The sequence below is a fragment of the Pseudomonas sp. App30 genome, from assembly GCF_047947025.1.
Classification (GTDB): Bacteria; Pseudomonadota; Gammaproteobacteria; order Pseudomonadales; family Pseudomonadaceae; genus Aquipseudomonas.
Map to the genome: position 1 here is coordinate 647,945 of NZ_CP133165.1, position 20,328 is coordinate 668,272.

A 20,328-nucleotide genomic window follows, 5' to 3' on the forward strand; every position below is an offset into this window, starting at 1 on the left:
GCCCCTCGGTCGCTATTTACCTGGTTATATAGCGCCGATGATAACGGATCCCCCGTCGCAGCGGCCACCAGGCCGCGTCCATGGGCGCGGCGTTGTGCCAGGCATGCTGTGGCGCGTCCGGACGCAGCCTTCGGCAGCTGCTACGGGGGGGTGGGGAACCGGACTGATGCGCACAGGCCGGTGCCGGAGGGGTTGGTGGCGAGGCTGACGCGTGCGCCGTGGCGCACGGCGATGGCCTGGACGATGGACAGGCCCAGGCCCGAGCCGCTTTCGCGGGTGCCCAGGCTGCGGTAGAAGGGATCGAACACGCGCTCGCGCTCGGCCTCGGCGATGCCCGGGCCGCTGTCGCGCACCTGGATCAGCGCCTCGCCTTCGGCCAGCGCCACGGCCAGGTCGACGCGGCCGCCGGGCGGCGTGTAGCGGATGGCGTTGTCCAGCAGGTTGCGCACCAGGGTGTGCAGCGCCAACGGGCTGAGCGGCAGGGTCAGCGCCGGCCCGGGTTCCACGCCCAGGTCGATGCCCTTGGCTTCGGCCAGCGGCCACAGGGCTTCCAGCACCTGGCGAAAGACCTCATGCACCACCGCCGTCTCGGCCGAGGCGCCGCCCTCCTGGGCCGCGGCCAACGCCAGCAGTTGCTCCACCAGTTGCTTGCCCCGTTCGATGCCCAGCTGCAGGGTGGCCAGCCGCTGCTGAGCCAGCGCCGGCATGGGCGCCACCGCCAGCCGTTCGGCCTGCAGCGACAACGCGGCCAACGGCGAGCGCAGCTCGTGGGCGGCGTCGGCGACGAAGCGGCGCTGCTCATCCATGGCCCCGGCCACCCGCCCCAGCAGGCCGTTGATGGCCAGCACGAAGGCGCGGATCTCGCTGGGCAGGTGCTGCTCGTCCATGGGGTGCAGTTGCTGGTCGTCGCGTTGCTCCACCTCGCTGGCCAGCTGGGCGATGGGGCGGAACACCTTGCGCACCAGGTCAGCCACCACCATCAGCAGCACCGGGAACAGAATCAAAAAAGGCAACAGCCCGCGCCAGGCGCTTTCCCGTGCCTCACGGTCGCGGGTGCCGGTTTCCTGGGCCACGGCAATGCGCTGGCCGCTGGCGGTGGTGTGCACCAGCACCCGAAACGGCTCGCCGCCCACCTGTTGGGTGGAGAGGCCATCGGCCAAATCAGTGGGCAGCGGCAACGGCAGCGCGGCATCATCCTGCCCCAGGGCCTGGCTGCCATCGGCCAGGTACTGGACGATGATGCGCGACTCTTCATCGTCGCCCTTGATGGCCTGGCCTTCCGCAGGGTATGCCAGGGTCATGTGCTGGCGGTCGAACAGCGTGGCCATCTGGCGCAGGGTGTTGTCCTGCATCTCCAGTGCCTCATCGAAGGCGGAGACAAAGGCAAACACCCCGGCGACGATGGCCACCACCAGGATGGCCGCCGACAGGGTTACCGACAGGCGAAGCTGGATGGACTCGTTCAGGCGTTTTTTGCAACCAGCCATCCCATCCCCCTGACGTTCTTGATCACCTGGCTGCCCAGCTTGCGGCGCAACGAGTGGATCAGGAACTCCACGGCGTTGCTCTCCACCTCGTTGCCCCAGGCGTAGATGCGGTCCTCCAGTTCGCTGCGCGACAGGATCGCGCCGGGGCGCAGCAGCAGCGCCTGCAACAGCGCGAACTCGCGGTTGGACAGTTGCACGTCACTGGCCTCGGGGCTGCTGGCCAGCTTGGTCACCGGGTCGAGGCTGACCACGCCGTTGCCCAGCAGCGGTTGCGCGCTGCCGCCGCGGCGGCGCACCACCGCGCGCATGCGCGCCAGCAGTTCGGCCATGTGGAAGGGTTTGAGCAGGTAGTCATCGGCGCCGCCGTCGAGGCCGCGCAGGCGGTCGTCGAGGCTGTCACGGGCGGTGATGATCAGCAGCGGCGCGGTGTGCCGGGCGGCCCGCAGGCTGTCGAGCACGCCCAGGCCGTCCTTGCCGGGCAGGCCCAGGTCCAGCAGCACCAGGTCGTAGTGCTGGGTGCGCAGGGTGGCCAGCGCCGCGAGGCCATCGGTGACCCAGTCCACGGCGTCGCCGTTGTCGGTGAGCGCGCCCTGCACTGCGTCGCCGATCATGGGGTCGTCTTCCACCAGCAGGATTCGCATCGTTGGCCCTTTCCTCGATCGGCGCGCGCCGGGGTTATTTGCCGCCTTGCAACGACGTGAAGGTCGCCAGCAGCGCGGTCATCGCCGCCTGGCAATCCTGCTGCACCGGGGTGCCGGCGCGCAAGGCCTCCAGCGCCTTGTCGATGGCATCGTCGAGTTTATGCCAGTCGCTGGCGGCGCGTGGCTTGAGGCCCGCCTCGGCACCGTCCCAGGCCAGTTCCAGGTCCTTGATGCGGGTCTTCGCCGCAGGCAGCTGGTTCTTGTCCACCAGGCCCGCCACGTCGCTGGCGATGGCCTGGAACGCCGACAGGTCGCCCAGCCGCGTGGCCGCGGCCTGGGTGCTGCCGGCGGCGGCCGGCTTGGCGGCCTCCGGCGGTTTCGAGCAGCCGGTGGCCACGCCCAGCAGGGCGATGGCGGCGAGGATAGCGGTCTTGCGTACCAGGTGTTTGGCGTAATGCATGGGAAGTTCCTTGAGTCAGGGTGAAGGAGTATTCAGTGGGCAAGGCGCTGGCGGCTGACGCTCCATTGCGCCACGCTGACCAGCATCAGGATCACGCAGAGGAAGATCGCGCTGGTCCAGGCGGCGCCCATGCCCAGGCCGCCGTAGGTCTTGGCCTGGGTGAGCAGGTCGCCCAGGGAGGCGCCGAAGGGTCGGGTGAGGATGTAGGCGATCCAGAAGGTCAGCACGGCGTTGGCGCCCAGGCGCCAGGCCACCAGGGTGGCGGCGATCAGTGCACCGAAGATCACCGCGCCCAGGGTGAAGCCCAGGCCCAGCGCCTCGGTGGCCAGGTCGCCGGCGGCAGTGCCCAGGGCGAAGGTGCAGAGCACCGTGGCCCAATAGAACAGCTCGCGCCGCGGGGTGACGATGGCCTGGATGGACAGGCTGCGCTCCACCGCGAACCAGATGGCGAACAGCAGCGCCAGCAGCACCGAGAACACCGCCGTGCTGGCGTACAGGCTGACGCCAAGTTTGTCAGTGAGCACGTCGGTGATCTGCGTGCCGACGATGCTCACCAGCACCACCGACAGCCAATACACCCACGGGGTGTAGGCCCGGGTGCGCAGCTGGGTCGCCAGGGCGATGGCCAGCAGCACGGCCATGCCGATGCTGGTCACCGCCTGGCCGAGGCCGACGTCGACCGCCAGGTAGTCCGCGCAGGTTTCGCCCACGGTGGTGGACATGATCTTGATCACCCAGAAGGACAGCGTCACTTCGGGGACCTTGTTCAGCCAGTCGGCTGCGGTGAGAGGTTTCATGCGGGGCTGCTCCGTTTCACGATAAGCAGCAGCCTACGCAACGAAACTTAGCCCAGCCTGAGCCCCCAAACCCCGTAGCAGCGGCCGACGGCCGCGTCCCTGGACACCGCGGTGCCTGGGGACGCGGCCTTTGGCCGCTGCTACGGAGGGAGGTGTCAGGCGATCGGGACCAGGGGGTCGGCGGCGGCCCAGGCGGCGTCGCGGTCGGCGGCTGGCGGGTAGATCCATACGGTGTTGATCTGGGTCTTCAGCGCCTTGGCTTCCTCGCGCACCAGTTTCACCTGGCGGTCCCAGCCCTCGGTGTACACCGCGCCCCAGGCGCCCAGGTCCAGGCAGGTGACGTACTTGGGCTGGCGGTACGGCAGCGGCTCAAGGCCCAGCACCTGGGCGGCGACGTTATAGCCGCTGAAACGGCCCAGCATGATCGCGTGCTGGCAGGTCATCAGGGCGTGGTTGCCCAGGTCGTCGGTGGCGGCGTGGGCGACGTCGCCGGTGGCGAAGATGTCGTCCTGGCCAATCACCTTGAGGCTGCTGTCCACGTGCAGGCGGCCCAGGGCATCACGCTCGCCGGGGACCTGGGTGGTCAGGCCGTGGGCGCGCACGCCGGTGGTCCAGATCACCGTGCTGGCCTCGATGCGCTGGCCGTCGTCGAGGGTCACGCCCTGCTCGTCCACCGCCACCACCGACGCCTGCAGGCGCCAGCTCACGCCCAGCTCGTCGCTGGCCTGGGCGATGGATTCGGCGATCTGCGCGCCCATGCTGCCGCCCACCTGCGCGCCGCGGTCAACGATGATCACCTCCACCGCGGCGTCGGCGCCGAGGATTTCACGCAAGCGCGCCGGCATTTCCGCAGCGGTCTCGATGCCGGTGAAACCACCGCCGGCCACCACCACCGTGTTGCGCGCACGGCTGGCAGGCTGGCTGGCCAGGCCCTTGAGGTGCGCCTCCAGGCGCATGGCCTGCTCGATCTGGTCGACGTCAAACGCATGGGCCGCCACGCCGGGGGTGTCGGGCAGCGCCAGGCCGCTGCCGGTGGCCAGCACCAGTTTGTCGTAGCTCACCGCCTGGATGGCACCGTGGGCGTCGGTGTAGCGCACCAGCTTGTGCGCCACGTCGATGGACTGCGCCGCGCCCTGGATGAACTCCACACCCACGGCGTACAGCAGTTCACCAATGGGTGCCGCCAGGCGGTGGGCGTTGGGCTCATAGAAGCGCGGGCGGATGCGCAGCTCGGGCTGCGGCGCCAGCAGGCTGACGCGCGTGTCGTGGTGGCCGTGCTGGTTGAACAGGCGCGTGGCGCCCAAGGCAGTCCATACACCGCCGAAACCGGCACCAAGGATAAGGATGTGCTGTTGCATGCTGCGCTCCAGAGGGGCAAGGGAGGCGGCTGGGTGCGCCTCGATAACTACGACTATATTTGTCGTAGTTTAATTTGGCAATCCCCCTTCCATCGGACAGGCTGCGTTGCCGGGCTGCATGAGCATTGCTAGAATGGCGACTCATTCAGTCGGAGATCCACCATGTCGCTCTACAGCGCGGGCGTTGAATACGGCATCCATTGCCTGATTTTCCTGGTGGGCCCCGGTGGCGACAGCCGCGAAGCCAGCGTGCGCGACCTGGCCGACCTGCAGGGCGTGCCCCAGGACTACCTGGCAAAGATCTTTACCAAGCTGGCGAAGGCAAAACTGGTGGCCGCCACCGAAGGCGTGCGCGGCGGTTTCCGCCTGGCGCGGCCGGCGGACGAGATCAGCCTGCTGGATGTGGTCAACGCCATCGACGGGCGCAAGCTGATTTTCGACTGCCGCGAAATCCGCGGCCGCTGCGCGCTGTTCGACGGCGAGCCGCCGGCCTGGGCGCTGGAGGGTGGCTGCGCGGTACACGGGGCGATGCTCACGGCGCAGCAGCGCATGGAAGAGGCGCTGGCGCAGCAGACCATCCTGGACATGGCCCGCAAGGTGGGGCGCAAGGCCCCGGCGGAATTTGGCGGGCAGGTGGATGAGTGGATCAATGAGCGGCGCGACCGCAAGATTCAGGTCACATCAGTGCCCTGAACCTGTGGGAGCTGGCTTGCCAGCGAGCTTTTGAGGCCCGAAAAACTCGCTGGCAAGCCAGCTCCCACAGGTATTACACGCGGAACCGGCGCAGCACGTTGTCCAGCTGCTGGCTCAGGGTTTTCAGTTGCGCGCTGGCGCCGTTGGATTGCTCCGCCGCCTGCGCCGCGTGGCGGGACAGTTCGGCGGCCTGGGTGACGTTCTGGTTGATGTCTTCCACCACGTGGGCCTGCTGCAGCGTGGCGCTGGCGATGGAGGCATTCAGGCCGTTGAGTTTGTTCAGCGCCTGGCTGATGGACGCCAGGCTCTGGCCGGCCAGGTTGGCCTGTTCGATGGTGAGCTGGGAGGCACGGCTGCTGTCGCCGATCACCTTCACCGCAGCGTCGGAATGACGCTGCAGGCGCTCGATCATCGCCTGGATTTCCGCCGTTGATTTCTGCGTGCGCTGGGCCAGCAGCCGCACCTCGTCCGCCACCACCGCAAAGCCCCTGCCCTGTTCCCCGGCCCGCGCTGCTTCAATGGCCGCGTTCAGCGCCAGCAGGTTGGTCTGCTCGGCAATGGCGCTGATCACCTCCAGCACGCTGCCAATCTGTGTGCTTTCGCTGGCCAGGGTGCGAATCACCTCGACCGCCTGGCCGATGGTGCCGGACAACTGGTCGATCTGCCGCAGGCTGCTGTCGATATTGGCCTGGCCGCGCTGGGCCTCGGATTCGGCGTCGCGCATCTCGCTGGCCGCATGCTCGGCGTTCTTGGCCACGTCCTGCACGCCATAGGTCACCTGGTTCACCGCGGTGGCCACCAGTTCCATCTGCTGCGACTGCTGCTGGCTGCGCACCTGCGCCTGGTCGGCGTCCACCTCCAGCTCACCGGAAGCCTGGCCAAGGCGCGTGGCCGATTGCTGCAGGTCGCTGACCACCTGGCGTAGGGTGGCGACGAAGGCGTTGAAGTGGTGGGCCAGTTGGGTGACCTCGTCGTTGCCCTGCTCCTCCAGGCGCCGGGTCAGGTCGCTGTCGCCGCTGGCGATACTGGCCATGGCCTGCACCGCGGTGTTCAGCGGGCGGACGATGCTGCGCGCGATCAGAATCACCAACAGCGCCATGATCAGGATGATGCCCAGGCTGATGGCCGCGGCCTTCAGCACCTGCTGATGAAACTCGGCCTCGACGTCGTCCACGTACACGCCCGAACCGATGATCCAGCCCCAGGGCGCGAACAGGCTGATGTACGAGGTTTTCTCCACCGGCGCGCTGGCGCCCGGCTTGGGCCAGCGATAATTCACCACCCCGGCGCCCTGGGCCTTGGCCAGCGCGACCATGGCATTGAATACCTCGACGCCGTCCGGGTCCTTGATGGCCGACAGGTCCTGGCCGTTCAGCTTGGGGTTGGCCGGGTGCATGATCATCACCGGGCGCAGGTCGTTGATCCAGAAGTAATCGGTCTGGTTGTAGCGCAGCCCGCCCACTGCCGCCATGGCCTGGGCCTGGGCCTGCTCGCGGGTCAGGGTGCCGGCGGTTTCCAGGCCGTGGTAGTAATCCAGCAGGCCGCTGGCCGTCTGCACCACGTGCATGGTCTTCTGCGCCTTGGCGTCGTACAGGTCATCGTGGATCTGCCTGACCATCGCCACTGCCATGGCGCACAGCATCAACGCCGCCACCAGCAGGATCAGCCACAAACGGCGGCTGATGGAAAGATTGCGCATGTTCATGTCCGCTACTCCGTGCATTGTTTTTGTTATGGCCTTTGAGAGGCCATCGGCGCGGGGGACGGGAAATGAAGGGGCCAGGTGCCGGTGTCCGGTATTAGGCATAAATGCCGTGCAGCGAAGCTGCACATGAAGTGCACTCGATCAAGCGCGTGATCTGGCTTGTGATCTGCTGTTGATCTGCTGTTGATCTGCTGTTGATCTGGCTCTTGATCTTGATTGTATGCCCCGTAAAGCGCCCGGGCCGACTGGAGGCGTTGATCAAGCGGTCCCTGGCGTAGCCGGGGAAGACGGAACCGGAGGCGCTTCTATTCCGGGCCGTCGTCCGCTTGAGCGACGCCGGAGGGAGGGGACCCGTAGCGCAGCGGAGGGCCCAAGCAGGGGCAAGCCCTTTTTGCTTATTTTTTGGCTGGGCCGGCACACCGGGCGACTGCCAAAAAGTGAGTCGCCGTAAGGGCGAAACGGTCAGTGGGAGTGTCAGAAATTTTGTGTTCGGGCATAACATGAGTAAGAGGTGCATGCATGCCAACCAAAAAGAAAACCCCGCTCCGCGAGCTACCAAAAATCCCGAAAGAGCTGCTGGAGCAGTTCGTTGACGGGCCAATGACGGCCGAAGCTATCGAGGATGCCTCTGCGGCGTTCAAGAAGGCCCTGATTGAACGAGCTTTGAGTGCCGAACTCGGCCATCACTTGGGCTATCCGCCGGGCGCGCAGCGCCCAGAGGATGAAACCAATCACCGTAACGGCAAAACCGGCAAGACGGTCTTGACCGGTGATGGGCCCATCCGACTGGAAATCCCGCGCGACCGGGACGGCACTTTCGCCCCCATTCTGATTCCCAAGCACGAGCGCCGTTACACCGGTTTCGACGACAAGATCATCGCCATGTATGCCCGTGGCATGACGGTCAGGGAAATCCGTGCGTTTCTCTCCGAGCAATACGGCACGGACGTTTCGCCTGACTTCATCAGCTCGGTAACCGACGAGGTGATGGCTGAGATCGGTGCGTGGCAACAGCGGCCCCTGGAGCCTATGTACCCGGTTATTTTCTTCGATGCGCTGCGGGTCAAAATCCGCGAAGAAGGACTGGTTCGCAACAAGGCGGTCTACCTTGCGCTGGGTGTTTTGCCTGACGGAACCCGCGATATCCTGGGTATCTGGATCGAGACGACCGAGGGCGCCAAGTTCTGGATGAAGGTCTTCAACGACCTCAAGACGCGGGGCGTGGAAGATGTGCTGATCGCCGTCACCGACGGGCTCAAGGGCATGCCAGAAGCGCTGGCGGCGGTTTATCCGCAGACGACGCTGCAGACCTGCATCGTCCACTTGATCCGCAACAGCCTGGATTACGTGGCCTGGGACAAGCGACGCGAGTTGACCAAGGCGCTCAAACCCATCTACCAGGCGCTGAACGCCGAGGTAGCTGAGCAGGCGCTGAACGACTTTGAAGCCGGCCCTTGGGGCAAGCAACACCCCACCGTGGTTGCAGCCTGGCGGCGGGCGTGGGACCGGGTCATCCCGTTCTTCGTGTTCCCACCAGCCATACGGAAGGTGATCTACACCACCAACGCCATCGAGAGCATAAACTCCCAGCTGCGCAAGATTATCAAGACACGAAGCCACTTCCCTACGGACGAGGCGGCGACGAAGCTTATCTGGCTGGGATTGCGAAATATCACGGCAAACTGGGGCAATGCGGCTCAGGATTGGAAGAGTGCGATGAATCAATTCGCGATTCTGTACGGTGATCGGTTTATCAGGCCGACCTGGTAAGAGCACGGCCTGCCTGACGGCAGGCCGTTACCGGCTCGTACACAAAATATCTGACAGTCCCCGGTCAGTGGTCGCACCGCGAAAATGGATATGTCCGAAGCCCTCAAAAGCGGGATCCAAATACCGTGAACATATCCATTACCGAGGGTGATGCAGAATCACCTTTCCGGCCTTACGCCGGCTCACTTTTTGTCAAACGCCACAAAAAGTAAGCAAAAAAGGCTTGCCCCTGCTTGGTCCCTCCGCTGCGCTGCGGGTCCCCTCCCTCCGGCGTCGCCCAAGCGGCCGACGGCCCGGAATAGAAGCGCCTCCGGTTCCGTCTTCCCCGGCTACGCCGTGGACCGCTCGGCCAACGCCTCCAGTCGGCCCTGGCGCTTTATGGGGCACACAATCAAGATCAAAGGCCGCACGGGATCAAGGTCAAGATCAAGGGCGCGATTGCGTTGGTTGAAATAGCGCGTTTCACGCGTTTTCCGCCGCGATCTGTTCGGAGGCTGCAACGTAGTCGGCCTGGAACTGCGGCGATTCAATCCACGCCAACGCCTGCGCCTCATCGGCGCCGGCCGACCATTGGCGGTATTCCAGCAGGGCAGCGAGGATAAAGTCCATGGCGCCCTCCTCGCCTTCCTGCTCGAACACCAGCACCAGCAGCGGGTGCGACAGGAACGCCTTGCACAGCGCCAGCTGGCTGCTGGCCTCGGCATCACGCATCAGCTTGAACAGCTCGGTGAGGTCCACCGATTCGAAGTCGATGCGCTGGTCGTTGGGGTCCAGTTCCACATCGGGGGCGGCGGCGCGCTTGACGCGGTTCTGCTTGGCCTTGGTCTTGGCGCGGGCGGCGCGTTTGTCTTGCTTGTGGGTGGCGGCCATGGGGCGCAGTTCCGTATTGCTGGAAAAACGCCCATGTTACCGCAACCAGGGCCCCGCGGTCAGAACAGCGACAATGGGTAGCTGACAATCAGGCGGTTTTCGTCGAACTCGTTGGTGCTGTAGTCGCGGCGAATGCTGGAGTTGCGCAACCGCACGTTGAGGTCCTTGAAGGTGCCGCTTTGCAGGGTGTAGGCAATCTCGCTCTCGCGTCCCCATTCCTTGCCGTCGGTGATGGTGCCGCTGTGCACGTTGCTGCCGCTGATGTAGCGGTTCATCAGGGTCAGGCCGGGAATGCCCAGGGCGGCGAAGTTGTAGTCATAACGCAGCTGCCAGGAATGCTCCTGGGCACTGTCAAAGCTGGAGTTGTAGCTGTCGTTGGCCAGGGTGCCGCCGCTGGTGCCGTTGACGCGCATCCAGGCGTTCTTGCCGGTCAGTTTCTGCAGGCCCACCCACAGCGTGCCGCCGCCGTAGCGGGCGGAGAACATGCCGGACAGGGTGCGGTTGTCGAGGTCGCCGTCCAGCGCCGCGCCGTCTTCCTTGCCCCAGAAGTAGCCCAGGTTGGCGCCCAGGGTCCAGGCGCCGACGTTTTGGCTGTGCAGCAGTTGCACGTACTGCTGTTGGTAGATGTCTTTCAACTGCGCATTCCACACGCCCACCAGGGTGTGCTTGTCGTTGAAGGTGTACTCGCCGCCGGCGAAGTTGAAGCGGTCGGAGGTGCCGGTGGTGTTCCCCTGCATGTTCATGTCGGTCATGCTCGAGTCGTTGCGCGGGCTGTTCTGGCGGAACTGGCCGCCGTACAGGGTCAGGCCCTCAATTTCCTTGGAGGTGACCTGCCCGCCCTGGAAGGTCTGCGGCAGCGAGCGGCCGTCGTCCGAGCGCAGGATCGGCAGCACCGGCATCCACTCGCCGACCTTCAGCTCGGTCTGGCTGATCTTCATCTTGCCCGCCACCCCCAGGCGGCCAAAAGTGGACGCCGGGTCGCCGTCATGGTCGACCGGCAGCAGCTGCGAACCACCGGTGCCGCCACCGCCGTTGAGCTTGACCGAGTACAGGCCCAGCACGTCGACGCCAAAGCCAACCACACCTTGGGTGAAGCCGGAGCGGGCGTCGAGGATGAAGCTCTGGGTCCACTCCTCCGCCTGGTTCTGGCCGTAGCCTGGGTTGGTGAAATTGCGGTTGAGGTAGAAGTTGCGCAGGTTGAGGTTGGCAGTGGCGTCATCGAGGAAGCCCTCGGCCATGCCGTCCAGGGGCAACGCGGCCATCAGGGCCAGGGTGCTGACGAAACGCGGGTTGAAGGTCATTTTCATTGTTATTGTTTTCCAGTTTCTTCGGGCAAGGGGGCTCCGCACGCCCTGAGCTATCAGGGCGCCGGAGGTGAAGCGGGAACGTGTGTGCGGGAGGTCAGGCGGCCTGGCTGGCGGCCAAGGCCTGGCCGGCGCGGCGCTTGGCCACGCCGTTGAGCAGGATGGCCACGGCGGCGAAGAACGCCGGCACGCCGAGCATGGCGAACAGCGCCGGCAGGCTCAGACCCATGCTCAGCACGGCGCCGCCGATCAACGAGCCGAAGATGGCGCCGAAGCGGCCGATGCCCAGCATCCAGCTGACGCCGGTGGCGCGGAAGTCGGTGGGGTAGTAGCCGGGGGCGAAGGCGTTGAGGCCAGTCTGCGCACCGCTCATGAAGAAGCCGGCGGCGATCACGCCCACGGCCAGCAGGCTGGATTCCAGGCTGAACGCACCCAGCAGCAGGATGCAGGCACCGCCCAGGGCATAGGAGGTGGCGATGACGCGGTTGGGGTTGCGGCGGTCCATGATCCAGCCGACGACAATCGCGCCCACGGTGCCGCCAATCTGGAACAGGCCGGTGATGGTCGCGGCGCGCTCGATGGGCAGGCCACCGTCACGCAGCAGGGTCGGCAGCCAGCCCATGGTCAGGTAAATCACCATCAGGCCCATGAAGTAGGTGGTCCACAGGGCCAGGGTGCCGGCGCGGTAGGTGTCGGTGAACAGCTTGCTGACCGGCGCCTTGTCCTGCGCCGGCGGCTCGCTGAGGGTGAAGCGGGTGTTGCCGTCGAAGGTGCCGCCCAGCTTGTTCAGCACCCGCGCGATGTCACCGGCCGGCGCCTGGCGGCTGGCCAGGAAGCGCGGCGACTCGGGCAGCAGCAGCCACAGGAACGGCAGCAGCGCCAGGGGCAGCAGGCCGCCCACCAGCAGCACCGACTGCCAGCCGTGCAGCGGGATCAGCCAGGCGGCCACCAGGCCACCGCCTCCCGAGCCCAGGTTAAAGCCGGTGAACATCACGGTGATGAACAGCGAGCGGTTGCGCTGGGGCAGGAACTCGCTGAGCAGCGTGGTGGTGTTGGGCATGGCGGCGCCCAGGGCCACGCCGGACAGCAGGCGCAGGCCGGCCAGTTCCCAGGGGTTGCGGGCAAAGGCGCAGGCCAGGCTGAGCACGGCGAAGCCGGTGACGGCAATCAGCAGGATTCGCTTGCGGCCCAGGCGGTCGGCGTAGGGGCCGGCGGTCAGCGCGCCGATGGCCAGGCCGATCATGCCAGCGCTCATCACCGGGCCGAAGGCGGCCTTGGTCAGGCCCCATTCCTGGGTGAGCGAGGGGGCGATAAAGCCCATCACCGCCACGTCGAGGCCATCGAACACCACCACCAGAAAGCACAGCGCCATGATCAGCCACTGGTAGCGGCCCACGGGCCGTGAGTCGATCCACCCTTTGATGTCGACGGAGTCGTTGCGCATGTTGTTTCACCTTGTTGTTTTTGTAAGGTTGCCGTGGCCTCTGCGGGCCAGCGGGTGTTGCAGTGGCTGCGACTGTACGTCGACTGGGGGGCGGCGCGCCTGCGGGTTCTGGTTAAGCAGGTATGTGATTTGTTTATCGGGCTGGCACGGACGTGCCGCTTTCAGTCCTTGGCGAACTGGAAGCGGCGTTCCTGGGAAGTGAGCCGGCGGGCGGCATCCTTGAGGGGCTCGGGGCATGGCAGGTCGGTGATCCGCGCGATCAGCCGGACGTTGCTGCCCAGGCTGTGCGGCTGGGGCTGCACCAGGGTCTTCATCTGGTGGGCGACCTTGAAAATGTCTTCGGCGCAGCGGCCGTCGAAGTCGCCGTGCAGCTCCAGGAACTGGCCACTCTTGTCGTGGTGGATCTGCAGGTGGTAGCGCTGGGAGCCGTCACGGCCACCGCTGCCCAGCAGCACTGGGGTGAAACCGGGGCCCAGGTAGGCGCGCAGCTGGTCCTGCAGGGCGTCCTGGACGGCCACCGGCACTTCTTCGACCAGGGGTTTGGGCCGGGCCTTGAGTTTGCGCTTGAGCTTCACAGCGCGCCCTCCACCGCCTGCCACGGCAGCTGCACGGCCACCGGGTGCTGGAACGCGAAGGCGTAGCCGGCCACCTGGGCCTGCACCACGTTGAAGTCGCAATAGCTGGTGAACGCCGGGAAGATCACTTCGGCCACGTAGGGGCCGCGCACGCGTTTGTCCAGTAGCAGGGTCAAGCCGACAGAGCGTATCAAGTCTTTCATCATTACCTCGAAAGCAGAAAACTGCGTCGCGCCTGGCGCTTCATGCGCAACTGGCGCCTCGGGGCAAAGCTTATGCGGGGCGTGGGTGAAAGGCGGTCAAGGGGATGTAATATTGGGTAAAGATGCGCCTCACGCCCGGCGTGGCAGGTGGATGGCCACGCTCAGGCCGCCTTCGGCCAGGTTGCTGGCGCTGATGCGCCCGCCGTGCAGCTCCACGGCGCGCTGGGCGATGGCCAGGCCCAGGCCGAAGCCCGCCTGGTCGCTGCCGCGCTCGAAGGGGTTGAAGATGCGCTGCAGGCGGTGGGCTTCCACGCCCGGGCCCTGGTCGGTGATGCGCACCTTCAGGCAGTCCGCTTCCACCGAGGCCACCACCCGCACGGTGCTGCCCTGCGCAGTGAAGCGCACGGCGTTGCGCACCACGTTCTCGAAGCAGCGGTACAACAGCTCGCCACTGACCCGGCTGACAAACGCCGTGGGAGCTTCCAGCTGCACCTGGCAATCTTTCATGCCGGCTTCGAACTGCGCATCCTCGACGATATCGGCCAGCAGTTCGGTGACATCCAGGCGCTCGCTGTCCAGGCTCTCCGGGCGGCCCTGGACGCGGGCCAGGGTCAGCAGCTCCTCGATGAGGATGTCGATGCGTTCCGACTCGCGCTCGATGCGCCCGAGCATTTCCAGGCGCTCGGGGCTCTGCAGCAGCAGGCCGATGGCGGCGCGCATGCGCGTCAGCGGCGAGCGCAGCTCGTGGGAAATGTCGTGCAGCAGGTGCTGCTGGGCGTCCACCAGCAGCTTGAGCTGGGTGGCCATGCGGTCGCAGTCCTCGGCCAGGTCCACCAGCTCGTCGCGGCGCCGGCCCATCTTCGGTTTCACCCGGGTGTCGAAGCGGCCCTGGGCGACGCTGCGCATGGCCCGGCGCAGGTGCACCAGGGGCCACACCAGGTAATAGGCCAGGTACCAGCTGAACAGCGCGCTCATGATGGTGCCCACCACCAGCGGGATGGCGTGGCTGGGGCCCTTGCCTTCCGGCGAACCGGGGTTTTCCGGGGCGCGCAGGGTCACCACCTGGCCGTCGCGGGCGGTGACGGCCAGGCTGTAGGCGTCGGCCGGCACCGGGCTGCCGGCCAGCAACCGGCCCTGCGGGTCGTACAGGCCGACGCGCTTGCCGTGCAGGTCATCGGCCCACACCGTCAGCAACGGCTTGCCGGCGTCGACGCCGAAGCGTTCGATGACGTGCTGGGTGTTGAAGAACACCGTGCCGATCTGCGGGTCACCGGGAAAGAAGCGCCCCAGCAGCAGGATGGCCAAGCCCACCACGAAGGTCAGGGTGGTGGCCAGCCAGAACGCCAGGAACAGCTTCCAGAACAGCCGGCTGGGCCTGATCATTCGGCGATCAACAGGTAGCCCAGGCCGCGCACGCTCTGTATCCAGGCCTTGGCGTCGGGCCGCGGGCCCAGTTTCTGGCGGATGCTGCTGATGTGCACGTCGATGCGCCGGTCATAGCGGGTCAGGGGCCGGCCCAGGGCGTTGAGCGACAGGTTCTGCTTGCTCACCACTTGGCCGGCGTGGCGCGCCAGCTCTTCCAGCAGGCTGAACTCGGTGCTGGTCAGGTCCAGCGCGGCGCCCTGCCAGCTGGCCTGGCGCTTGCCCGGCCAGAGCACCAGCGGGCCGGAGCGCAGGGTGTCGCTGGGCGGCGCGTCCTGGGGCTGCACGCGGCGCATGATGGCGCGCAGGCGCGCCACCAGTTCGCCCGGCGAGCTGGGCTTGGGCACGTAGTCGTCGGCACCCAGTTCCAGGCCGGTGATCTTGTCGATGTTGTCGCCGCGGGCGGTCAGCAGCAGCACCGGCACCTGGCTGCTGGCGCGAATGCGCCGCAGCACCTCGATGCCCGACAGCCGCGGCAGCATCACGTCGAGCACGACGATGCTGTAGCGCCCCGACAGCGCCTGCACCTCGCCCTCCTCGCCGGTGTGCACCGCGGTGGCGTGGAAGCCTTCACGCTCCAGATACTCGGCGAGCATCTCGGTCAGCTCCTCGTCATCGTCGACCAGCAATACGGAAATCATGGCGCACTCTTGAATAGGTATCGGTCGATTATCACCGTAGACCCCTTTGCCGTCACCGCAACTTGCGCAACCTTTACCTAACTTGACATTGGGTTAACCGCACCGAACTTCCCGGCCTTTTATGCTTCACCCCCCAAGCCAAGCGACCGCGTGGCGCCTTGCCTCACCGCGAGCCCCGGCGGTGCGCCTGGGCTGTCTGTCGAAGCGTCCTGGAACCTGTCCTGATGAATTTGTCGCGCCTGCTCTGCTCGGTTGTACTGGTGGCCAACGCCACGCTGGTGCACGCCGAAGCGTTCAAGATTTCCGATATTCGTGTCAACGGCCTGCAACGGGTGTCTGCCGGCAGCGTTTTCGGTGCCCTGCCCTTGAACGTCGGCGATGAAGCCGATGACCGCCGCCTGGTGGAGTCCACCCGCGCGCTGTTCAAGACCGGTTTCTTCCAGGACATCAACCTGAGCCGCGATGGCAGTATCCTGATCATCAACGTGGTGGAGCGCCCGTCCATCTCGTCCATCGAGATCGAAGGCAACAAGGCCATCAGCACCGAGGACCTGATGAAGGGCCTCAAGCAGTCGGGCCTGGCCGAAGGCGAGATCTTCCAGCGCGCCACCCTGGAGGGCGTGCGCAACGAGCTGCAGCGCCAGTACGTGGCCCAGGGCCGCTACACGGCCACGGTCGACGCCCAGGTGGTGCCGCAGCCGCGCAACCGCGTGAGCCTGAAGATCAAGATCGACGAAGGCAGCGTGGCCGCCATCAAGCACATCAACGTGGTGGGCAACACGGTGTTCTCCGAGCAGGACCTGACCGACCAGTTCACGCTCAAGACCACCAACTGGCTGTCGTTCTTCAAGAACGACGACAAGTACGCCCGCGAAAAACTCTCCGGCGACCTTGAGAAGCTACGCTCCTACTACCTGGACCGCGGCTACATCAACATGGACATCACCTCCACCCAGGTGTCCATCAGCCCGGACAAGAAAAGCGTGTTCATCACCGTCAACATCAACGAAGGCCAGCGCTACACCGTGCGCGACGTGAAGCTGTCGGGCGAGCTGAAGGCCCCCGAAGACCAGGTCAAGGCGCTGCTGCTGGTGCAGAAAGGCCAGGTGTTCTCGCGCAAGCTGATGACCACCACCAGTGAGCTGATCACCCGCCGCCTGGGCAACGAGGGCTACACCTTCGCCAACGTCAACGGCGTGCCGGAAACCCACGATGACGACCACACGGTCGATATCACCTTCATGGTCGCCCCCGGCAAGCGTGCCTACGTGGACCGCATCAACTTCGTCGGCAACACCAAGACCGACGACAAGGTGCTGCGCCGCGAGATGCGCCAGATGGAAGGCGGCTGGGCCTCGACCTACCTGATCGACCAGTCCAAGACGCGCCTGGAGCGCCTGGGCTACTTCAAGACCGTGAACGTGGAAACCCCTGCCGTGCCCGGCAAGGACGACCAGGTGGACGTCAACTACAGCGTGGAAGAACAGGCCTCCGGCTCGATCACCGCCAGCGTCGGCTTCGCCCAGAGCGCCGGCCTGATCCTGGGCGGCTCCATCACCCAGAGCAACTTCCTGGGCACCGGCAACTACGCCAGCATCGGCCTGACCAAGTCCGAGTACCAGACCAAGTACAACCTGGCCTACACCAACCCCTACTTCACGCCCGACGGCGTGAGCCTGGGCTACAACCTGTTCTACAACAAGACCGACTACAACGACTACTACAGCGATGGCGTGTCGTACTACTCGATCAACAGCTACGGCGCCGGCATGACCTTCGGCTACCCGATCAGCGAAACCACGCGCCTGACCTACGGCCTGACGCTGCAGCACGACGACATCAGCCCGGGCACCTACAGCGCCGACGAAATCTACGACTTCATCCAGCGCAACGGCGAGAGTTTCACCAACCTCAAGGCCAGCGTGGGCTGGTCGGAATCGACCCTCAACCGCGGCGTGCTGGCCAACCGCGGCCACTCCCAGAGCCTGAGCCTGATGGCCACGGTGCCGGGCAGTGACCTGACGTTCTACAAGGTCGACTACAACGGGCAGACGTTCCTGCCCATGAGCAACACCACCTCGATCCGCCTGCACACCAAGCTGGGCTACGGCAACGGCTACGGTTCCACCGACGGCCTGCCGTTCTACGAGAACTACACCGCGGGCGGCGAAGGCAGCGTGCGCGGCTTCAAGAGCGGCACCCTGGGCCCGCGCAGCACCCCGGCCACCGGCGCCTACTCGTCCATGGGCCAGGAGTACTACTCGGACCGCAGCACTGACTCCCTGGGTGGCAACATCCTCATCACCGGTGGCGCCGAGTACCTGTTCCCGATGCCGTTCATCAAGGACCAGAAGTCGTTGCAGACTTCTATTTTCTGGGACTTCGGCACCGTGTACTCGGACAAGTGCTACCTTTCCACCACACAGAACTGCGGCAACGTGAGCCTCAGCGAAATGGCCGCCTCGCTCGGCGTCGGCGCTACCTGGTACTCGCCGCTGGGCCCGCTGACCTTCAGCCTGGCGCTGCCGGTGCGCAGCCCGAGCGGCTCCGAGGCACAGGTGTTCCAGTTCTCCCTGGGCCAGACGTTCTAAGCCCTTCATGACGCGGCCTGCGGATTCGCCGTAGCAGCGGCCGCAGGCCGCGTCCGCCACTTTCCAGGACCCTGTCATGAAGACGTTCCCGATCGCCGCCCTGCTGGCGCTGCTACTGACCGGCAGCGCCCACGCCGCCCAAGCCATCGCCACCCTCCCCGTGGTGCCACCCACCCAGACCTGCGCCGCCCTGCAAACCCAGGACCTCACCGCCCTGGGTGGCGCCGGCAGCCACATCACCAGCGCCCGCGAAACCACCGACAACGGCATCAGCCATTGCGTGGTAGAAGGCACCCTGGCCCCCAGCATCGGTTTCCGTGTCAGCCTGCCCACCCGCACCTGGACCCAACGCTACCTGCAGGTAGGCTGCGGCGGCCTGTGCGGCAACATCGCCACCCAGATAGGCGCCGCCCAAGGCTGCGTGCCGCTGGACAGCGGCGGCTTCGTCACCGCCGCCACCGACATGGGCCACGAGGGCAACAGCAGCGCGTTCGGCCAGGACCCGCAGAAGCGCGTCGACTTCGCCTACCGCAGCCAGCACCTCACCGCCCTGGTGGCGAAACAGCTGATCAAGGCCTTCTACGGCCAGCCCCAGCAGTACGCCTATTTCAACGGCTGCTCGGACGGCGGCCGCGAGGCGCTGATGGAGGCGCAGCGCTACCCCGAGGACTTCGACGGCATCATCGCCGGCGCCGCCGCGTTGAACTTCCAGGTGCAGAACGCGCTGTACCACGCCTGGCAGGCCCGGGCCAACGAGGGCGCGGACGGCAAGGCGATCCTGGTGGCCGGCCGCCTCAACCTGCTGCATGAAGCGGTGTTGGCGCAGTGCGACGCCCAGGACGGCCAGGTGGACCGGCTGATCAGCGACCCGCGCAGCTGCCACTTCGACCCCGCCAGCCTCCAGTGCAAGGCCGGGCAAGCGCCCGACAACTGCCTGACCGCCGCCGAAGTGGGCGCCGTGCGCAAGCTCTACGACGGCCCCCGCGACCCCGCCACTGGCCAGCGCCTGACCATTGGCGACCCGCAGCCGGGCTCGGAACTGGCCTGGGCCGGGGTGTTCGTGCCGATGTCGGCCGACCAGCCGATCTTCAGCCAGAAAATTGCCCTGGACGCGCTGCAGAACGTCAGCTTCGCCAGCAACCCCACGCGCGCCTTGACGCTCGCCGATGCCCGCTTCGACACGGCCACCTTCGAGCAACTGCGCGCCCTGCACCCGCTGTACGACGCCACCAACCCCGACCTGTCGGCGTTTGCCGGGCGTGGCGGCAAGCTGATCATCTGGCACGGCTGGGCCGACCCGCACATCTCGCCGCTCAACAGCCTGGCCTACCACCAGGCCCTGCGTAAACAGATGGGCGAGGCCCGCAGCGAAGCGTTCGAGCGCCTGTACCTGCTGCCCGGCGTGCACCACTGCAGCGGCGGCGAAGGCCCCAGCCAGCTGGACCTGCTGACGCCGATGATGAGTTGGGTGGAGCACCAGCAGGCGCCGGAGATGATCCTCACCACCCAGGCCACGCCCAAGGCCCAGGGCTTCGGCGCGCCCATGGCGCCGCCGCCCGGCGCACTGAAAGGCCAGCGGCCGCCGATGGGCCCCATGAGCCTGCCGGCAACCGCCGCCGACCAGGCCAACGCCGGCCGCACCCGGCCGCTGTACCCCTTCCCCTACGTGGCGGTGTACAACGGCAGCGGCGACCCGCGGCTGGCGGCCAGCTACCACCGTGGCGGCCCAATCGACAGCACGCCGACGCCGGCCTGGGTGGGCGCTGATTTCTTCACCCCATACAAACCGATGTAACACCAACTGCCTTTGTGGGAGCTGGCTTGCCAGCGAGCTTTTATGGCCCCAACAGCTCGCTGGCAAGCCAGCTCCCACAGGCCGCGTCACGGCCCGTTCGCCGCCAGCCGCGCGCCCTCCAGCGCCTGGGCGAACCGCTCGGCCTCGCCGGGGGCGAACTGGCTCAGGAACAGCGCCTTCACCGCCCCCTCGTACACCCTCCACATGCGCTGGCGCAGCGCCCGGCCCTTGTCGGTGATGGCCACCGTGGCGCCACGGCCATCGCCTTCGGCGCGGCGCCGCTGCACCAGGCCCTCGGCCTCCAGGCGGTCCACCAGCCGTGTCAGGTTGTAGCGCTCTATCACCATCACATCGGCCAGCTCATGCATGCGCCGCTGCCCTTCGGGGCCGCTTTCTATCCCCCACAGCGCGTCGTACCAGGCGTAGGCCGGCAGCTGCTCGGCGGCCAGGCGCCGCTCTATCTCGCGGATCAGCGAGCGGTGCGCACGCACGAAGTTGAACCAAAGATCTGCTTGGCCCTGGGCCATGGCGACTCCTGAAGCAGGGGAAATGTAGTTGCAATTGTACGCTAG

General features: G+C 66.3%; 18 protein-coding genes. 4 read left to right on the forward strand and 14 right to left on the reverse strand.

Annotation, left to right across the window (positions count from 1 at the left end):
• Positions 1-140: 140 nt before the first annotated feature.
• From RAM80_RS02835 to RAM80_RS02855, 5 genes are all read right to left on the reverse strand, one after another.
• Complete coding sequence (locus RAM80_RS02835; RefSeq protein ID WP_416424718.1) at positions 141-1,487, reverse strand: ATP-binding protein; 1,347 nt, start codon at positions 1,485-1,487, stop codon at positions 141-143.
• Positions 1,463-2,128, reverse strand: a complete 666-nt coding sequence (locus RAM80_RS02840; RefSeq protein WP_416424719.1) for a response regulator — start codon at positions 2,126-2,128, stop codon at positions 1,463-1,465. Before RAM80_RS02840 ends, RAM80_RS02835 begins: the two co-directional genes overlap by 25 nt.
• A gap of 34 nt (positions 2,129-2,162) precedes the next feature.
• Positions 2,163-2,588: a hypothetical protein gene (locus RAM80_RS02845; RefSeq protein WP_416424720.1), complete on the reverse strand. Its 426-nt coding sequence runs from the start codon at positions 2,586-2,588 to the stop codon at positions 2,163-2,165.
• Between the two features lie 32 nt (positions 2,589-2,620).
• Entirely contained in the window at positions 2,621-3,385 is a 765-nt protein-coding gene (locus RAM80_RS02850) for a hypothetical protein (RefSeq protein WP_416424721.1), read from the reverse strand.
• 155 nt (positions 3,386-3,540) lie between these two features.
• Positions 3,541-4,743, reverse strand: a complete 1,203-nt coding sequence (locus RAM80_RS02855) for an NAD(P)/FAD-dependent oxidoreductase (protein WP_416424722.1) — start codon at positions 4,741-4,743, stop codon at positions 3,541-3,543.
• Between the two features lie 162 nt (positions 4,744-4,905).
• On the opposite strand from RAM80_RS02855, the gene RAM80_RS02860 reads away from it, so the two are divergent.
• A complete protein-coding gene (locus RAM80_RS02860) occupies positions 4,906-5,436 on the forward strand; it encodes an RrF2 family transcriptional regulator (RefSeq protein WP_416424723.1) in 531 nt (176 codons plus the stop codon).
• Positions 5,437-5,509: 73 nt separating this feature from the next.
• On the opposite strand, the gene RAM80_RS02865 is transcribed toward RAM80_RS02860, so the two are convergent.
• A complete protein-coding gene (locus RAM80_RS02865) occupies positions 5,510-7,141 on the reverse strand; it encodes a methyl-accepting chemotaxis protein (protein WP_416424724.1) in 1,632 nt (543 codons plus the stop codon).
• Between the two features lie 519 nt (positions 7,142-7,660).
• Here RAM80_RS02865 and RAM80_RS02870 point away from each other — a divergent pair.
• A complete protein-coding gene (locus RAM80_RS02870; RefSeq protein WP_416423269.1) occupies positions 7,661-8,911 on the forward strand; it encodes an IS256 family transposase in 1,251 nt (416 codons plus the stop codon).
• 462 nt (positions 8,912-9,373) lie between these two features.
• Here the strand turns inward: RAM80_RS02870 and RAM80_RS02875 are convergent, their stop codons facing one another.
• The 7 genes from RAM80_RS02875 to RAM80_RS02905 all read right to left on the reverse strand — a co-directional run bounded on the left by RAM80_RS02875 (position 9,374) and on the right by RAM80_RS02905 (position 15,370).
• Complete coding sequence (locus tag RAM80_RS02875) at positions 9,374-9,781, reverse strand: hypothetical protein (RefSeq protein WP_416424725.1); 408 nt, start codon at positions 9,779-9,781, stop codon at positions 9,374-9,376.
• 59 nt (positions 9,782-9,840) lie between these two features.
• Positions 9,841-11,088, reverse strand: a complete 1,248-nt coding sequence (locus tag RAM80_RS02880) for an OprD family porin (protein WP_416424726.1) — start codon at positions 11,086-11,088, stop codon at positions 9,841-9,843.
• A 94-nt stretch (positions 11,089-11,182) separates the two neighbouring features.
• Complete coding sequence (locus RAM80_RS02885; RefSeq protein ID WP_416424727.1) at positions 11,183-12,529, reverse strand: MFS transporter; 1,347 nt, start codon at positions 12,527-12,529, stop codon at positions 11,183-11,185.
• 161 nt (positions 12,530-12,690) lie between these two features.
• Positions 12,691-13,104, reverse strand: coding sequence for a hypothetical protein (locus RAM80_RS02890; protein ID WP_416424728.1), 414 nt, complete (start codon positions 13,102-13,104; stop codon positions 12,691-12,693).
• Positions 13,101-13,307: a hypothetical protein gene (locus tag RAM80_RS02895; protein ID WP_416424729.1), complete on the reverse strand. Its 207-nt coding sequence runs from the start codon at positions 13,305-13,307 to the stop codon at positions 13,101-13,103. The genes RAM80_RS02890 and RAM80_RS02895 overlap by 4 nt, the downstream gene beginning before the upstream one ends.
• Positions 13,308-13,436: 129 nt before the next feature.
• Positions 13,437-14,690: a HAMP domain-containing sensor histidine kinase gene (locus RAM80_RS02900; protein WP_416424730.1), complete on the reverse strand. Its 1,254-nt coding sequence runs from the start codon at positions 14,688-14,690 to the stop codon at positions 13,437-13,439.
• The gene (locus RAM80_RS02905; RefSeq protein ID WP_416424731.1) at positions 14,687-15,370 is read right to left on the reverse strand and encodes a response regulator; all 684 of its coding nucleotides are present in this window, start codon (positions 15,368-15,370) and stop codon (positions 14,687-14,689) included. The genes RAM80_RS02900 and RAM80_RS02905 overlap by 4 nt, the downstream gene beginning before the upstream one ends.
• A gap of 224 nt (positions 15,371-15,594) precedes the next feature.
• On the opposite strand from RAM80_RS02905, the gene bamA reads away from it, so the two are divergent.
• On the forward strand, positions 15,595-17,961 hold the full coding sequence (gene bamA / locus RAM80_RS02910; RefSeq protein WP_416424732.1) for an outer membrane protein assembly factor BamA: 2,367 nt from the start codon (positions 15,595-15,597) through the stop codon (positions 17,959-17,961).
• Positions 17,962-18,037: 76 nt separating this feature from the next.
• Positions 18,038-19,756 carry a tannase/feruloyl esterase family alpha/beta hydrolase gene (locus RAM80_RS02915; RefSeq protein ID WP_416424733.1) on the forward strand — a complete coding sequence of 573 codons (1,719 nt, stop codon included), beginning with the start codon at positions 18,038-18,040 and terminating at the stop codon, positions 19,754-19,756.
• Between the two features lie 86 nt (positions 19,757-19,842).
• Here the strand turns inward: RAM80_RS02915 and RAM80_RS02920 are convergent, their stop codons facing one another.
• Entirely contained in the window at positions 19,843-20,283 is a 441-nt protein-coding gene (locus RAM80_RS02920) for a MarR family winged helix-turn-helix transcriptional regulator (protein ID WP_416424734.1), read from the reverse strand.
• Positions 20,284-20,328: the final 45 nt, after the last annotated feature.

What these genes read in the sequence shown, in the direction of transcription:
- RAM80_RS02835 (WP_416424718.1), bottom strand. Translation starts at nt 1,487, where the DNA reads ATGGCTGGTTGCAAAAAACGCCTGAACGAGTCCATCCAGCTTCGCCTG.
- RAM80_RS02840 (WP_416424719.1), bottom strand. Translation starts at nt 2,128, where the DNA reads ATGCGAATCCTGCTGGTGGAAGACGACCCCATGATCGGCGACGCAGTG.
- RAM80_RS02845 (WP_416424720.1), bottom strand. Translation starts at nt 2,588, where the DNA reads ATGCATTACGCCAAACACCTGGTACGCAAGACCGCTATCCTCGCCGCC.
- RAM80_RS02850 (WP_416424721.1), bottom strand. Translation starts at nt 3,385, where the DNA reads ATGAAACCTCTCACCGCAGCCGACTGGCTGAACAAGGTCCCCGAAGTG.
- RAM80_RS02855 (WP_416424722.1), bottom strand. Translation starts at nt 4,743, where the DNA reads ATGCAACAGCACATCCTTATCCTTGGTGCCGGTTTCGGCGGTGTATGG.
- RAM80_RS02860 (WP_416424723.1), top strand. Translation starts at nt 4,906, where the DNA reads ATGTCGCTCTACAGCGCGGGCGTTGAATACGGCATCCATTGCCTGATT.
- RAM80_RS02865 (WP_416424724.1), bottom strand. Translation starts at nt 7,141, where the DNA reads ATGAACATGCGCAATCTTTCCATCAGCCGCCGTTTGTGGCTGATCCTG.
- RAM80_RS02870 (WP_416423269.1), top strand. Translation starts at nt 7,661, where the DNA reads ATGCCAACCAAAAAGAAAACCCCGCTCCGCGAGCTACCAAAAATCCCG.
- RAM80_RS02875 (WP_416424725.1), bottom strand. Translation starts at nt 9,781, where the DNA reads ATGGCCGCCACCCACAAGCAAGACAAACGCGCCGCCCGCGCCAAGACC.
- RAM80_RS02880 (WP_416424726.1), bottom strand. Translation starts at nt 11,088, where the DNA reads ATGAAAATGACCTTCAACCCGCGTTTCGTCAGCACCCTGGCCCTGATG.
- RAM80_RS02885 (WP_416424727.1), bottom strand. Translation starts at nt 12,529, where the DNA reads ATGCGCAACGACTCCGTCGACATCAAAGGGTGGATCGACTCACGGCCC.
- RAM80_RS02895 (WP_416424729.1), bottom strand. Translation starts at nt 13,307, where the DNA reads ATGAAAGACTTGATACGCTCTGTCGGCTTGACCCTGCTACTGGACAAA.
- RAM80_RS02900 (WP_416424730.1), bottom strand. Translation starts at nt 14,690, where the DNA reads ATGATCAGGCCCAGCCGGCTGTTCTGGAAGCTGTTCCTGGCGTTCTGG.
- RAM80_RS02905 (WP_416424731.1), bottom strand. Translation starts at nt 15,370, where the DNA reads ATGATTTCCGTATTGCTGGTCGACGATGACGAGGAGCTGACCGAGATG.
- bamA (WP_416424732.1), top strand. Translation starts at nt 15,595, where the DNA reads ATGAATTTGTCGCGCCTGCTCTGCTCGGTTGTACTGGTGGCCAACGCC.
- RAM80_RS02915 (WP_416424733.1), top strand. Translation starts at nt 18,038, where the DNA reads ATGAAGACGTTCCCGATCGCCGCCCTGCTGGCGCTGCTACTGACCGGC.
- RAM80_RS02920 (WP_416424734.1), bottom strand. Translation starts at nt 20,283, where the DNA reads ATGGCCCAGGGCCAAGCAGATCTTTGGTTCAACTTCGTGCGTGCGCAC.